Genomic DNA, 14,675 nt, shown 5'->3' with positions numbered 1-14,675 from the left:
ACGGACTCGCTCAGTTCGGCGAGGTGGCGCTGAATCCGCCGTCGACGGCGCGGCCCGCGAATTCGAGGATGGTCGGGCGGGAGTCGTCGGCCCGCCAGGCCACCGCGAGTTCGCAGGGCGGCAGCCCGGCGACCGGGCGCGCCGTCAGCCCGGGCCACCGGTACATCGGCACATTGTTCTCGGCGAGCAGGCAGACGCCGAGCCCGAGGCTGACGGCCTCCAGTTTGTCCTCGGGGGTGGCCGCTTCGGCGCCGATCCTGGGCGCGCGGCCGTTGCGTCCGTCATTGCCTAGCCAGAAGTCGCGCACCGCGCCCGCTTCCGAGGGCAGCGCGATGAACGGTTCGTCGAGCAGGTCGCCGAACTCGATGGCTTCCTGGTCGGCGAGCGCGTGGTTCTCCGGCAGCAGCACCCAACGCGGTTCGGTGCGTAAGACCTGCCATCGATAGCGGTTCGGATCGGGTAACGGTAACCAGACCAGGGCGAGGTCGGCTTGTCGACCGGCGAGTCCGCTTGACGGGTCGGTCCACGACGCCGCGTGCAGGGCGAGTCGGTGTCCGCTCGCGCTTTCCAGGTCGTTGAGCAGCCCTCGGCCGAGCGCGGATTGGATGCCGACGCGCAGCACCTCACCCGCTTCCTGGAGCGAGACGTTGGTGACTTCCCAGAGCTCCAGGATCTTGCGTGCGCCTTCGAGCAGTTCCTTACCGGCGACGGTCAGCGCGACACTGCGCTGGTTGCGGTCGAACAGGACCACGTCGAGCTGACGTTCCAGCTGGCGAATCTGACGCGACAGAGTCGGTTGTGCGATGTGCAGCCGCTGAGCGGCGTTGGTGAAATGCAGTTCCTCAGCGACGGCGACGAAATACCGCAGGTCGCGCAAATGCGGGTCCATAGCCTCTTGCTATCAGAATTGGTCGGGAATTTCCAGCCTTATCAAGCCGGAAAGTTCGGATACGGGTCCAGAAACCGTCATCGGGTTTGTTAGACACAGCATATTGCTTAGAACGGTCCAATGCACTGCGTACTGGGCTAATCTTCGGCAGTCGCGCGATCGTCCATAATGTCCGACCAGGAATGGACACTTGACCAGCTCAAACGGGTGAGGTTTCGGGTCGGCGTACCGCCGTTTCGGTGACGTCTCATGCGTCGGTGACCATCCAGGAAATCGGTCGAGTGTCCAGTAGGTGATCCTGAACACAAGATATGTGATTTCAGTCACAAAAAAGTTTGCGTGTCTGTGACGGCGGCGATTCAGCCGAGTTCGGCACCCGTCGGTATCGCCGATCGGGAAGACCGCGCGGCGTAGTCCTCAGGCCGATGACGCGCGCCCGCCACCGATGACGACAACCTCGTCGGGGCCGCGCTCATCCCCGGTGCCCGGTCGACTTCAGCAGCGCGGGCAGATCGACCCGGCGCAGTCCGCGCGCACCCGCGGCTCGCATCGCCCCGAGCGCGATCAACAGATTCGACGGCTTCACCGGATACCAGAACAGCTCCTTGCGCTGCGTCGGCAGAATCGGCTTGGTGATGGCCTGCTGGCGGCAGTATTTGCGGACACCGCTCGCGCCGCCCCAGCGCGCGCCGACCCCGGACTGACCCCAGCCACCCATGGGCAGCGCGTAGGAGAACAGGTTGGCGAACACGTCGTTGATATTGACCGCGCCCGCGTTCAACCGCCGCGCGATGCGCTCGCCGCGGTCCTTGTCCCCGGTCCACACCGACGCCGAGAGCCCGTAGACGGAATCGTTGGCCAACCGGACGGCCTCGTCCTCGTCGGCCACCCGCAGCACCGGCAGGGTCGGGCCGAAGGTCTCCTCGGCCACGCACGACATGCCTTGGTGCACGTCGACCAGCACGGTCGGTTCGAAGAAGGTGCCTTCTCCGGTGCGTTTGCCGCCGGTCAACACCCTGGCGCCCGCGGCGACGGCCTCGTCCACGTGCCGCTGCACGATTCGGACCTGGTTCTCGTTGGCGAGCGCGCCCACGTCGTGGTTCAGGCCGCGCCCGTCGATGCCTTGGCGCAGCGCCTTCACGTTCTCGGTCAACTTCGCGACGAACTCGTCGTAGACGGGAGCTTCCACGTAGACGCGCTCCACCGAGATGCACACCTGTCCGGCGTTGAACATGCCGCCGAAGGCGATGCCGTGCGCGGCGCGGTCGATGTCGGCGTCGGCGAGCACGATGGCCGGATCCTTGCCGCCGAGTTCGAGGCTGTACGGGACGAGTCGCTCGACGCAGGCCGCCGCGATCCGCCGACCCGTCGCGGTCGACCCGGTGAACTGGATGTAGTCGGCGTTGTCGACCACGGCCGCACCCGTGGCGCCGCCGCCGGTGAGCACCGCGAAGACCGGCGGCGCGCCGATCTCGGCCCAGCCGCGCGCGAGTTCGAGCGCCGAGAGCGGGGTCACCTCGGAGGGTTTGAGCACCACCGCGGCGCCCGCCGCGAGCGCCGGGATCACGTCCATGATCGGCATGGCGAGCGGGAAGTTCCACGGGGTGATCACGCCGACCACCGGATACGGTCGGTAGGCGGTGGTCAGTTTCTTGACCCTGGCCAGCGGGCTGTGCGGCGACGGGTGGTCGTCGGCGAGGAATTTCGCGGCGCGGCGGGCGTAGTAGCCGGTGACGTCGGCGCCGAAGGTCGGGTCGATGAGCGCGTCGGCGCGCGGTTTCGAGGTCTCGGACTGGAGTACGTCCGCCAGGTGTTCGGTGTTGTCGAGCAGCCAGTCCTGGAGTTTCAGCAGCCATTGCTTGCGGCCGTCGGCGCCGATGGCCTCCCATTCCGGTTGGAAGAGCCGCAATTCGCGCACGGCGGCCGCGACGTCGTCGGCGGTGTGGTCGGTCACGGCGCCGACGATCGCGCCGGTTCCGGGATTGCGCACCTCGATGACGGCCGCTTCGGCGGCGCGCACCCGCTCGGTATCGGTCACTGCTCGTTCTCCCACGTGTGAATCAGCTCACTATTCTATGATCGTGGCACAATCGTCGAGGAGTTTCTTGGCCCGTTATGTCAATGAAACTCGATGAATTTGTGTTCGGGATACAAAGCATGTCGCCGCGCGCGACCGGCAGGCGAGGGAAAGGGTTATCGGCGATGGCGGTGGCACCGGAGCGCGTCGGACCCGAAAGCGACGAGGTGCGGGACTGGCTCACCGACTACGCCTACGAGACCATGCGCGCCGAAACCCTCGACCGCGTCGTGGCCCGCATCGACGGCGCCATCGTGGCCCGCGTACCCGAACTCGCCGACCGCGACATGCGCCGCGACCTCGCCGCGAGCACCCGCTCACAGGGCCGCGCCATGCTCGGCGTCCTGACCTCGGACACATTCGAATTCGTCCTGCCCGAGGATGCGCACACCCTGGCGCGCACCATCGCGCGACGTGGCTACGAACTGCGGGTGCTGCTGCGGACCTACCACGCGGGCATGGACGCGGTCCTCGAGTACATGACCGACGCCGTGGACGAGCGCAGGCCGCCGCCGGAACTCGAGCGCGCGATCATGCTCCGGCTGTTCGATCGCGCCACCAAATGGGTGAGCATGTCGGTGGAGCGGCTCACCGACACCTACATGGCCGAGCGTGAACGCGTGCTGCGCGCCGCGCTGAACCGCCGCACCGAGACCGTGCACGCGATCCTCGCGGGCGACGACCTCGATATCGAGCAGGCGTCGACGCGCCTGGGCTACCGGCTGTCCCAACACCACCTGGCCTGCGTGCTGTGGGCCAACGAACCCGGCCAGGACGGGGAGATGCTCGGCCTGCTCGAACGCACCGCGACCAGGTTGGCCGGTGCGCTCGGCAGCGCGCGGGTGCTGACCCTGCCGTCGGGTTCCGGCGGCATGTGGGTATGGATCGGTTTCGACGACGCGGTGCTAGCCGCCGACCTGACCGCCGCGGCCGCGGTGCAACGGCTCGCGTTCGGCGCGGTCGAGGCGCCGGTGCGGGTCGCATTCGGGGTGCCCGCCGCGCAGGTCGCGGGGTTTCGGGACAGTCATCGGGAGGCGATGGCGGCGCGTCAGGTGGCCGAGCGCGGGCCTGCGCGGGAATCGAGGGTGACCGCGTACCGCGCGGTCGAGATCGCCTATCTGGCGGGTTCCGACGAGGCGGCCATGCGCGGACTCGTCACCAGGGAATTGCGCGCGCTCGCGGGCCGTGACGCCAATGCGGCGCGGCTGCGCGAGACGCTACACGCTTATCTGTCGGCACATCGCAGTCCCGAGGGCGCCGCGAAAATGCTCGGAGTTCACAAGAACACGGTGCGCTACCGGATTCAGCGCATCGAGGAGCTGCTCGGGCATTCGATCGAACAGCGCGGTCTGCCCCTGGAAATTGCGTTGGCCTGTGTGGATGCCTACGGACTCGACGCGCTGCCGTGAGAAAGTCGGCGCGGCGTCGGGAATGTCGCCCCGGAAAATCCGGGGTCCTGAATGCGCTGTCGGAATACCGCTAGTCGGAGCCGGTGCGCAGCGGGGAATCCGCGGCCGATGGCGTCGGGTGGCTCGGCAGGTCCGCGAGTAGTTGGGTTGTGGCCGCCGCGATCGCGGTGACCGCCTTGTCGACGGCGGCCTTGGTCGCGGTGCTCAGGCCGGAGACACCACCGACCGTCCGCACGTACTGTAGTGCGGCGGCGTAGATTTCCTGCTCGGTAGCGGCAGGTTCCAGACCACGCAGAAGGGTGATGTTGTCACGCATGGGTGCAGATTAGTCCTCGAATATGCGATACGGCAGGACAAGTTTGCGACTGTATGAAAATTCCGCGCCGAAATCGGCGCATCCGCGACAACCGTGACCCGGGACGGGTAGATGGGGAACAATCGATGCCATGCCAGCCCGCGGTGTACCCCCGTTGACCACCTTCCCCTACGAAGAGCTGGACAAGAGGGAAGAAGACCATTGGTCGGGAGCGGCGATATCCGACGACGAATTGCGCTCGCTCGCCCTCGGTGGTTTCTACTCCACTCGCTGGGACGCCTTCCACGACGCCCTGCTGCTCGGGCCCGAACGCGAACACCCGCTCGGCGACCGGCGTGAACTCGCCATCGATACCCTCACCGGCGCCTGGGGCATCACCGACGGCACCGAGGCGCAGGCTTCGATGGAACAGCTGCTCGAGGGCATGCACGCGCCCCTGTACGCGCTGGTGCATCCCCTGGTGATGGCCTCCATCAACGCCAGCGAACGCGACCGCTTCGGCGAGCGCGCCGACCGGCACCGCGCGTTCCTGCGGCAGGTCGGCTCCTTCCGCGGCATGGACAATCCCGAGGCGCTGGTCCGCGACTACGACATCTGGTCCCAAGCCATCAAGATCGGATTCACCGAACACCTGGCACGCCCGCTGCCCAGCGACATCCACGCCTGGGATCTGGCCCGTGTGGTCGCGGTGGCGCGGATGGCGTTCACCGCGGGCTACCTCGAATCCGACGCCGCGTGGAGCTACCTGATGCGGGCGCTGCCGCTCGCGCAGCGCAAGTACCGCAACTGGCGTCAGTTCGGCGACGCCTACCTGGCGGGCTGGACCTACTGGCAGGCGTGCGAGGACCTCGCCGAACTCAAGAACGGTGGCGTCGACCGCCGTATGGAGTTGCTGCGGCTGTGGCTGCGCCCGACGAGCCCGTGGAGGCGGGTCGCTCTCAACGACGCCTGAACGGGTCGCGGTGGCGGCGGTTCGTCCGCCGCCACCGGCTCATCCGCCGTCGGGCAGCGACCGCAGGATGCCGCGGCCGTAACGCTGGAACTGCGCGTCGTCGACCATGCCGAGCGAATGCCGCTCGACCAGCAGTTCCCACTCCGAATACAGTTGCGCCACACCGGGATCGGCCGGTCCGGCGGCGCCGTCGGCGGAATCGCGGCGCACCGCGAAATTCACCGCGCAGGTGACCCTGTCGATATCGGCGCGTTCGGCCCCCGAGAAATGCAGGGTGATGTTGCCGTCGTGCACGTCCATGCCGGATTGGCCACGCGCGCCGACCTCGCCCGGCGCCGACGGCGCACCCTCGGTGGTCCGCGCCCACAGCACCGCCGGGATCGGCAGTTCGTGGGCGAAGGGGTCGTCGGGGTCGAGGGAGATGAACAGCAGCCGCTCGGTGGTCGCGGCGAGCAGACCGAGTCCGCCGCCGACCGGCGAATGCGCGATGGCGACCGCGGTCTCCAGCACGTATTCCTCGGCGGTGACGTAGCGGTTCAGCGCGGTGACCGCGCCGCCGGTGTCACGCCGCTGCGACATCCGCTGCGCCGCACGCTCGACGTCGGCGCGGGTCGGCCCGGACTCGGCCCAGGTCGGTGCGGGCGGATTCAGGTCGGGAGCGGTCACGTCGATGCGCTGACCGGCCAGGATCTGGCTGTTGATCCGCTCGACGATCTCCGCTGCCGCAGGCACGTCGTGCTCGGCGATGAGCACAGGCAGCGGGGTGCGGTCGGCGGGCACGCCGGTCAGGACCGGGGTGGGGTAGCGCAGGTAGATCTCGATCACGACCGCGTCGTCGGCGCGCCTGCTCAACCTGACCTTCAGCAGATCGGTCACCGGCACATCGAGCACGCGCTCGCCTTCGCTGCCCGGACGCAGGACGATCAAACGCCCTCGGCCGTGCCGCACTATCGCTGTGGGTGTCCGTAGCTCGACTATGTCCATACCCCCTGCGCTCTTGTCTGATGCGGAGTTCGCCGGGTGTGCGATACCGCCTTGGTACCCGCGCGTGGCGGGATTACTCGCTACCTTGTCGTCGCCGCACTCGGACGCCCGTCCCGGTCCGTCATGGCCGTTTCGTGACCGCCGCGTGGGATACCGCTGACCTCCTCGTGGCCGCTGCCCGTCGTGTCGTGGCCGCTGCCTTTCGTGCCGCCGTCCGGGTTGTCACCCGCGGCGAGATGTTGTGTCGTCGCTCACGATAGGCCGAACATGCCATGATTGTGACGACTCGGGGTAAACCGGAGCGAGGATCTCGGGAACCACCGTCGTTCCCCGGCCGTTTACCTGTCGAACTGCACCAACTGCCGAACTGCGCGATGTATCGAGTAGACCGTACGCGGTAACGTGGCATGTCCGCATCCGAAACTCACCCGCACGCGGGGGAGCGAGGGTGTGGGAAAGCGCAGCGCTAGGCAGCACCGGAGACACCGGAAAGGACTGGCCACCCGGCCGACGCTCTATGAACCGCAAGACTGTGTTTCGCACCCTGGCCATAATCGCGGGCATCCTGCTCGTGGTCTATGCGTTCAGCTATTTCGGCAACGACACGCGCGGCTGGAAGAACGTCGACACGTCGGTGGCGCTGAGCCAGCTCGACGACAAGCAGAACGTCAAGAAGGTTCAGATCGACGACCGCGAGCAGCAGCTGCGGATCGAGCTGAACAACGGCAACGACGCCACCGGCGGCCAGACCAAGATCATCACGAAGTATCCGGGCGGCAGCGAGACCTCGAGCCAGATCTTCCAGGCCGTGCAGAAGTCCGGCGCGCCGTACGACACGGCCGTCAAGCAGGACAGCTGGTTCACCCAGATCCTGCTGCTCGTGCTGCCCATGGTGATCCTGCTCGGCCTGTTCATCTTCGTGATGGCCCGCATGCAGGGCGGTGGTCGCGGCGGCATGATGGGCTTCGGCAAGTCGAAGGCCAAACAGTTGTCCAAGGACATGCCGAAGACCACGTTCGCGGATGTGGCGGGCGCCGACGAGGCGGTCGAGGAGCTCTACGAGATCAAGGACTTCCTCCAGAATCCGGTGCGCTACCAGGCCCTCGGCGCGAAGATCCCTAAGGGCGTGCTGCTCTACGGCCCGCCGGGCACCGGTAAGACGCTGCTGGCGCGCGCGGTCGCGGGCGAAGCCGGTGTGCCGTTCTTCACGATCTCCGGCTCGGACTTCGTCGAGATGTTCGTCGGTGTCGGCGCCTCGCGTGTGCGCGACCTGTTCGAACAGGCCAAGCAGAACAGTCCGTGCATCATCTTCGTCGACGAGATCGACGCGGTCGGCCGCCAGCGCGGCGCCGGACTCGGCGGCGGCCACGACGAGCGCGAGCAGACCCTCAACCAGCTGCTGGTCGAGATGGACGGCTTCGGCGACCGCACCGGCATCATCCTGATCGCCGCCACCAACCGCCCCGACATCCTGGACCCCGCGCTGCTTCGCCCCGGCCGCTTCGACCGGCAGATCCCGGTCGGCAATCCCGACCTGGCGGGCCGCCGGGCGATCCTGCGCGTGCATTCCCAAGGCAAGCCGATCTCGACCGACGCCGACCTGGACGGTCTCGCCAAGCGCACGGTCGGCATGTCCGGTGCGGATCTGGCCAATGTCATCAACGAGGCGGCGCTGCTCACCGCGCGCGAGAACGGCGCGGTCATCACCGGCGACGCGCTGGAGGAGTCGGTCGATCGCGTGATCGGCGGTCCGCGCCGCAAGAGCCGCATCATCAGCGAGCACGAGAAGAAGATCACCGCCTACCACGAGGGCGGACACACCCTCGCGGCCTGGGCCATGCCGGATATCGAGCCGGTCTACAAGGTCACCATCCTGGCGCGCGGGCGCACCGGCGGTCACGCGATGACGGTGCCCGAGGACGACAAGGGCCTGATGACGCGCTCGGAGATGATCGCGCGGCTGGTCATGGCGATGGGCGGGCGCGCCGCCGAGGAGCTGGTGTTCCACGAGCCGACCACCGGCGCGTCCTCCGATATCGACCAGGCCACCAAGATCGCCCGCGCCATGGTCACCGAATACGGCATGAGTTCGCGTCTCGGCGCTGTGCGCTACGGCCAGGAGCAGGGCGATCCGTTCCTCGGCCGCTCGATGGGCGTGAGTTCGGACTACTCGCACGAGGTCGCGGGCGCCATCGACGAGGAGGTGCGCAACCTGATCGAGGCCGCGCACACCGAGGCATGGGCCATCCTCAACGAATACCGCGACGTGCTCGACGTGCTGGCAACGGCGCTGCTGGAGAAGGAGACCCTGCACCGCAAGGAGCTCGAGGAGCTGCTCGCCGCGGTGCAGAAGCGCCCGAGGATCACCGCGTTCAACGATTTCGGCGACCGCGTGCCTTCGGACAAGCCGCCGGTGAAGACGCCGGGCGAGCTGGCCGCGGAGCGCGGCGAGACCTGGCCGCCGGAGCCGGTGGCGCTGCCCGCCGCCGCGGCGGCCACCGCGCCGGGCAACGGTTATCCGCCCGAGGGGTATCAGGGGCAGCCGTCCTACGGTCGCCCGGTGCCGCCTCCGCCCGGTGGCGGATATCCGCTGCCGCAGCCCGCCCCGGCGTATCCGCGTCAGGGTGGGACGCACGGATCGCGTCCTGATTACGGCGCTCCCGCCGGTTGGTCGGCGCCGGGCTGGCCGCCGCGCGAGGACACGCCGCAGCCGTCCGGGCAGCCGGGCTACGGCGGCGGTTGGCAGGGCGAGCAGAACGGCGGCAACCAGTCGTGGGGCCATCGGGCTGCGGGCGGCGACGGCGCCGGTTATGGCGACGGTCCGGGTTACGGTGACGGCTACGGCGAACAGGGCAGGCACGGCGAATCGGGTCGGCACGGGGACTCGGGTAAGCACGGCGAGGCCGATACCCGCGAATGGGAAGGCCCGAACGGTAGGCACTGAATTCCGCAGGACTTCTGGACAGTCTGCGTCGAATTCGTGACGACCCCGTGTGACCGATCACGCGAGGGTCCCACAACAAACGTGGTCGAGTGGCGATTACCCTCGATCAGCGGGGTGCCGATCGATTGCCTGCACCCGTGATTTTGGAGGTGTCCTCGATTGTCGGCCAAGCATGACATCGTCGGTCAAGCGCGAAATGGTTCGGAGGGAGCCGGGCAGAACGGCTCCGCCGCACCCGGACTGGTCGCACTCGATACCGGCAGACCTTTCGACCAGCCGCGCGCCGAGGCGGCGATCCGCGAACTGTTGATCGCCGTCGGCGAGGACCCGGACCGACCCGGCCTGCTCGACACACCGAGCCGGGTGGCGCGGGCGTATCGCGAGATGTTCGCGGGCCTCTACGAAGAACCGGACAGTGTCCTGAACACCACCTTCGACGAAGGTCATCAGGAACTGGTGCTGGTCCGCGATATCCCGATGTACTCCACCTGCGAACACCACCTGGTCTCGTTCCACGGCGTCGCGCACGTCGGATACATCCCCGGTCCTCACGGGCGGGTCACCGGACTGTCCAAACTGGCCAGACTGGTCGACCTGTACGCCAAGCGCCCGCAGGTCCAGGAACGGCTGACCAGCCAGATCGCCGACGCGGTGATGCGCAAACTCGATCCGCGCGGCGCGATCGTCGTGGTCGAGGCCGAACACCTGTGCATGGCGATGCGCGGCATCCGCAAACCGGGAGCCAGCACCACCACCTCGGCCGTCCGCGGCCTACTACAGTCGAATGCCGCCTCGCGCTCCGAGGCGCTCGATCTCATCCTGCGAAAGTGAGGGCGGTGTCACAGCCGAGAATCAGCCCGATGTCGCTGCCGCGGGCGGTGTCGCGGCAGCGGAGGGATTCCGTGCGGGTGTCGAGGTGACCGGGGTCGGGACGGTGGGTCCGCGCGCGGGGCGCGGATGTGTCGTGATGGGCGTGGTGAACGTGACCAGCGACTCCTTTTCCGACGGCGGGCGCTACCTCGACGCCGGTCGCGCCGTCGCGCACGGCGTCGAACTGCACGCGCTCGGCGCGGACATCATCGACGTGGGCGGCGAGTCGACGCGGCCCGGCGCGGTGCGCGTCGACCCGGTCACCGAGACGGCGCGTGTGGTCCCGGTGATCCGCGGACTGGTCGAGGCCGGTGTGCCGACAAGTGTCGACACCATGCGAGCCGAGGTCGCCGAGGCGGCCATCGGGGCGGGCGTCTCGGCCGTGAACGACGTGTCAGGCGGGCGCGCCGACCCGAATATGGTGAAGGTGGTCGCGGCCTCCGACGTGCCGTGGATTCTCATGCACTGGCGCGCCGGCGCGGATTACCGCCACACCGGGCCGGCCGATCACTACGACGACGTGGTCGCCGAGGTGCGCGCGGAATTGCGGGCGCAGGTGGATATCGCCGTCGCGGCGGGCGTGGATCCGGCGCGGCTGATCCTCGATCCCGGATTGGGTTTCGCCAAGAACGCCGAGCACAACTGGGCGTTGCTCGCGGCCTTGCCGACCCTCGCGGCCGACGGGTTCCCGCTGCTGATCGGCGCTTCGCGCAAGCGGTTCCTCGGCGCGCTGCTCGCGGACGCGTCGGGTCCTCGGCCGACGGCGGGCCGGGAGACCGCGACCGCTACGGTTTCGGCGCTGGCCGCCTGGCATGGCGCGTGGGGTGTGCGCGTGCACGACGTGCGCGCCTCGCTGGACGCCATCGCCGTCACCGAGGCGTGGGGTCGCGCGGTGGCCGAGGGCAGGCGATGACCCCGCCTCCCGCCGGATCCCGATCACGAAACCCCGTTTCGGGGCCCGCAGTGAGGATGGTGCCCCAGTGACCGACGAACGCGACAGCCGCGAATTCGATCGCATCGAGTTGCGCGGTCTGCGGATCTTCGGCAGGCACGGCGTCTTCGAGCACGAGCGCCGTGACGGCCAGGAGTTCGTGGTCGATCTCACGGTGTGGGTCGATTTCGCGGACGCCGCGGCCTCCGACGATCTGGCCGCGACCGTCGACTACGGCGCGCTGGCCGAGCGCGCGGTGCGTATCGTCGGCGGTGCGCCGCGGAATCTGATCGAGACAGTGGTCTCGGAGATCGCCGACGACGTGATGACCGATCCCCGAATCCATGCCGCCGAGGTCGTCGTGCACAAACCCGCCGCCCCCATTCCGCACACCTTCGCCGATGTCCGCGTCGTGACCAGGCGCACCAGGCGCACCAGGCGCACCGGGCGGGATGTGCGATGAGCCGTGCGGTGCTGTCGATCGGATCCAATCTCGGTGATCGGCTCGGATATCTGCGCGGTGTCGTCGACGGGTTCGGCGACCGGGTGCTCGCGGTGTCCTCGGTGTACACCACCGCGCCGTGGGGCGGGGTCGACCAGGACGACTACCTGAACGCCGTGCTGCTGGTCGAGGATCCGGCCTTCGGCTGCCGCGACTGGCTGGCCGCGGGGCAGGACCTGGAACGGGCCGCCGATCGGGTGCGCACGGTGCGCTGGGGCGCGCGGACCCTCGATGTCGACGTGATCGCCTGCGCCGACGAGCGCGGTGAGGTGCGCAGCGACGATCCCGAGTTGACCGTGCCGCATCCGCGCGCGCACGAACGGGCTTTCGTGCTGGTTCCGTGGCTCGAGGTGGAGCCTGCGGCGGTGCTGGAGGCGGATGGTGTCACGCGCGCGCTGGCCGACTGGATCGCCGCGCTGCCCGCCGACGAACGCGCCGAGGTGCGCCGAACGGAGTTGGCACTAGTGGGGGAGCGGTCGTGAAACTCAAGCCGACCCGGGTACTCGACCTGGTCGCGAATGTCCTGGTGGCCGCGCTCGCGGCCTGGATCGCCACCAGGGTCGCCTACGACAGTTTTCCGCCGATCTCGATCTACGCGGGCACCTCGCTGTATCCGGTGGCCGCCATCGAGGTCGCGCTCGCGTTCGTGATCCGCGCCAGGGTCAACGATCGGCAGGTCGGCGGGGACAGACATCAGTTGCATCCGATCACCGCGGCGCGCGCGGTGGCGTTGGCCAAGGCGTCGTTGCAGGTCGGCTCGATCGCGGCCGGTGTCTGGCTGGGGTTCCTGTGTTGGGTGCTGCCGCAGCGGGGCACGCTGCGTGCGGCGGCGGCGGACTCGCCGGGTGCGATCGTCGGGATGTTCGCCGGTGTCGCGCTGGTCGCGGCGGCATTGTGGCTCGAGTATTGCTGTCGCGCGCCCGACGACCCTTCCGATGATCCAGCAACTACATAGTTACATTTCTGAGTCCGTCGGGTGAACGACTTTGTGGGCGCGCCGCGTCGCACAGGCTACCCTGGCGTGCATGGTTTCACCCTCCCGTAGCAGCACTTCCCGTGGACGACGGGACAAGGCGGGAAAACTGTTCGTGGGCGGGTTGGTTCTACTCGGACTGGTTGCCAGCGTTTTTCTGGTTTTCAGCAATAGCCTGCAATTCGTAAGGATCGGCCTGGTAGCGGCGCTGTGGGCAGCGGCGATCGGCGCGTTGGCAGCCACGAAATTCCGGAAAGAAGCCTCGGTGGACAAGGCCAAGGTGCGCGATCTGCAAACCGTGTACGAGTTGCAGTTGGAACGCGAGGTCACCGCGCGCCGGGAGTACGAACTCGGCGTCGAGGCGAGGGTGCGCCATGAAGTCGGCGCCGACGCCGCCGAAATGGCCGCTCTGCGCGCCGAGCTGACGGTTCTCCGCCAGAATCTGCAGCGCCTCTTCGACGGCGATCTGCCCATGGATCGGCCCGCGTTGCACGCCGACGCCACCCGGATCCAGGAATTGGAGAGCGGTCGCGGCGAGTCGGCGAACAATAGCTCTGGGAATGCCGAGGCGATGTGGGGCCCGCATCTGCCCAATCCGTCCACCCACAGCATGACGCCCGCCTTCAGCATGACGCCGGTCTTCGTCCCCGATCACCCGGAACCGCCTCAGTTCGCGAGCCCGTTCGACGAACCGGTCACCGCGGAGACCTCGGTGGTGACCGATCGCGACGAGGGCGACACCGCGGGAAGGAAGACCGACGCCCGCAGCGCGCGCACATCCGACAAGAAGTCGGATTTCGGGAACAGGTCCGCATTCGGGAACGGGGCTGATTTCAGGGGTCGGGATTTCGGGAGCGGCGCCGAATCCGGGAGCCGGGCTGATTTCGGTGGTGGCGCCGAGTCCGGCGGCCGGGCCGCTTCCAGGGATGGGGCCGATTTCGAGAGCGACGAGATCGGCGACTATGAGGCCGATCGCGCGATCGCCAAACGGCTGCGCGGCGCGTACGGCACGGACTCCGACGGCTACGACACGGTGGACGACTACATCTCCGACCGATACGACATCAGCCGCATCACGGGCGTCGATCGAGGTGGAGATCGCGCGAACGGCGGTGATCGCGGTGCGCATCGAGATCGCGCGGACGCCGATGATCGCCGGGATCACGCAGCGCGCGGCGATCTCGGCCACAGTGGTGACCTCGGCCACAACAACCGTCGCGACGGTGAAAACGGTTCGCGCGCCGATCGCGAAGCGGTGGACACCGAACCCGGCAGCGAATACGACACCGATTCGCTGCGTCCGCCCGCGGGCTGGGCGGACGCGTTCACCGAATCCGAGACCGAGGCCGTCGCACCCGAATCGGAACCGCGGCCGGAACAGCAACCCGAGGCGGAACAGCGGAAGTCCGAATCGCAGACCGAACCGGAATCGAGGACCGACTCGGAACCGCAGTCCGAACCGCTGCCCGTGCCGCCGCGACTGCCGCCGCTGGACGGCACGTCGGTGCCGACCCGCACTCCGCTGCCGCGTCCGACCACCGTGCCCGCGAGCCCGCAAGTCGGCACTGCCGGTTCGCGCCGCCGTCGCCGCGACGACGACGATTCCGAATCGGGCGGCGGCTCGCGCAAACTCTCGGTCGCGGAGATCATGGCCAATCTGCAATCGGAGAGCGGCCGGGGGTAGCGCAAATCACGCCGGGGGTCCGTGGCACGAGCAAACTCCCGGCCGATATCCTCGACGCGTACGTCCGGTACCCGCACGGCGGGACTGGAACGATATCGAGAGGACAACGTTGACCTCGAGAAGTGCGACTTCCGACGGCCTGCC

Annotated in this window: 13 protein-coding genes; 9 read left to right on the top strand and 4 right to left on the bottom strand. The window is 68.3% G+C overall.

Translation table 11 applies throughout. From position 1 onward, the window contains the following. Positions 1-10 precede the first annotated feature (10 nt). Both IT779_RS34010 and IT779_RS34005 read right to left on the bottom strand, forming a co-directional pair. The gene (locus IT779_RS34010; protein WP_196153588.1) at positions 11-889 is read right to left on the bottom strand and encodes a LysR family transcriptional regulator; all 879 of its coding nucleotides are present in this window, start codon (positions 887-889) and stop codon (positions 11-13) included. 472 nt (positions 890-1,361) lie between these two features. Then, positions 1,362-2,927, bottom strand: a complete 1,566-nt coding sequence (locus tag IT779_RS34005; protein ID WP_196153587.1) for an aldehyde dehydrogenase family protein — start codon at positions 2,925-2,927, stop codon at positions 1,362-1,364. Positions 2,928-3,091: 164 nt separating this feature from the next. Between IT779_RS34005 and IT779_RS34000 the strand changes: the two genes are divergently transcribed. After that, positions 3,092-4,375 carry a PucR family transcriptional regulator gene (locus tag IT779_RS34000; protein ID WP_196153586.1) on the top strand — a complete coding sequence of 428 codons (1,284 nt, stop codon included), beginning with the start codon at positions 3,092-3,094 and terminating at the stop codon, positions 4,373-4,375. A 70-nt stretch (positions 4,376-4,445) separates the two neighbouring features. Here IT779_RS34000 and IT779_RS33995 read toward each other — a convergent pair whose 3' ends face one another. Beyond that, on the bottom strand, positions 4,446-4,691 hold the full coding sequence (locus IT779_RS33995; RefSeq protein ID WP_196153585.1) for a DUF2277 domain-containing protein: 246 nt from the start codon (positions 4,689-4,691) through the stop codon (positions 4,446-4,448). A gap of 130 nt (positions 4,692-4,821) precedes the next feature. Here IT779_RS33995 and IT779_RS33990 point away from each other — a divergent pair, with 130 nt between their 5' ends. Further along, on the top strand, positions 4,822-5,643 hold the full coding sequence (locus tag IT779_RS33990; RefSeq protein WP_196153584.1) for a DUF1266 domain-containing protein: 822 nt from the start codon (positions 4,822-4,824) through the stop codon (positions 5,641-5,643). A gap of 39 nt (positions 5,644-5,682) precedes the next feature. On the opposite strand, the gene IT779_RS33985 is transcribed toward IT779_RS33990, so the two are convergent. Beyond that, complete coding sequence (locus IT779_RS33985) at positions 5,683-6,534, bottom strand: hypothetical protein (protein WP_332839085.1); 852 nt, start codon at positions 6,532-6,534, stop codon at positions 5,683-5,685. 610 nt (positions 6,535-7,144) lie between these two features. On the opposite strand from IT779_RS33985, the gene ftsH reads away from it, so the two are divergent. The 7 genes from ftsH to IT779_RS38330 all read left to right on the top strand — a co-directional run bounded on the left by ftsH (position 7,145) and on the right by IT779_RS38330 (position 14,531). Then, positions 7,145-9,571, top strand: coding sequence for an ATP-dependent zinc metalloprotease FtsH (gene ftsH / locus IT779_RS33980; RefSeq protein WP_196153582.1), 2,427 nt, complete (start codon positions 7,145-7,147; stop codon positions 9,569-9,571). Positions 9,572-9,748: 177 nt separating this feature from the next. Then, on the top strand, positions 9,749-10,402 hold the full coding sequence (gene folE / locus IT779_RS33975) for a GTP cyclohydrolase I FolE (RefSeq protein WP_408637822.1): 654 nt from the start codon (positions 9,749-9,751) through the stop codon (positions 10,400-10,402). A 136-nt stretch (positions 10,403-10,538) separates the two neighbouring features. Further along, positions 10,539-11,354, top strand: coding sequence for a dihydropteroate synthase (gene folP / locus IT779_RS33970; RefSeq protein ID WP_196153647.1), 816 nt, complete (start codon positions 10,539-10,541; stop codon positions 11,352-11,354). Positions 11,355-11,421: 67 nt separating this feature from the next. After that, positions 11,422-11,835, top strand: a complete 414-nt coding sequence (folB, locus tag IT779_RS33965; RefSeq protein WP_196153581.1) for a dihydroneopterin aldolase — start codon at positions 11,422-11,424, stop codon at positions 11,833-11,835. Further along, on the top strand, positions 11,832-12,356 hold the full coding sequence (folK, locus tag IT779_RS33960) for a 2-amino-4-hydroxy-6-hydroxymethyldihydropteridine diphosphokinase (RefSeq protein WP_196153580.1): 525 nt from the start codon (positions 11,832-11,834) through the stop codon (positions 12,354-12,356). Before folB ends, folK begins: the two co-directional genes overlap by 4 nt. Next, positions 12,353-12,829 carry a DUF3180 domain-containing protein gene (locus IT779_RS33955; RefSeq protein WP_196153579.1) on the top strand — a complete coding sequence of 159 codons (477 nt, stop codon included), beginning with the start codon at positions 12,353-12,355 and terminating at the stop codon, positions 12,827-12,829. The genes folK and IT779_RS33955 overlap by 4 nt, the downstream gene beginning before the upstream one ends. A 70-nt stretch (positions 12,830-12,899) precedes the next feature. Then, positions 12,900-14,531: a DUF6779 domain-containing protein gene (locus IT779_RS38330; protein ID WP_232542361.1), complete on the top strand. Its 1,632-nt coding sequence runs from the start codon at positions 12,900-12,902 to the stop codon at positions 14,529-14,531. Positions 14,532-14,675 lie beyond the last annotated feature (144 nt).

It is taken from the genome of Nocardia bovistercoris, from assembly GCF_015674855.1.
Taxonomy (GTDB): Bacteria; Actinomycetota; Actinomycetes; order Mycobacteriales; family Mycobacteriaceae; genus Nocardia; species Nocardia bovistercoris.
The sequence above is the reverse complement of the archived record's forward strand: the minus strand, read 5'-3'. Positions and strand labels throughout refer to the sequence as shown.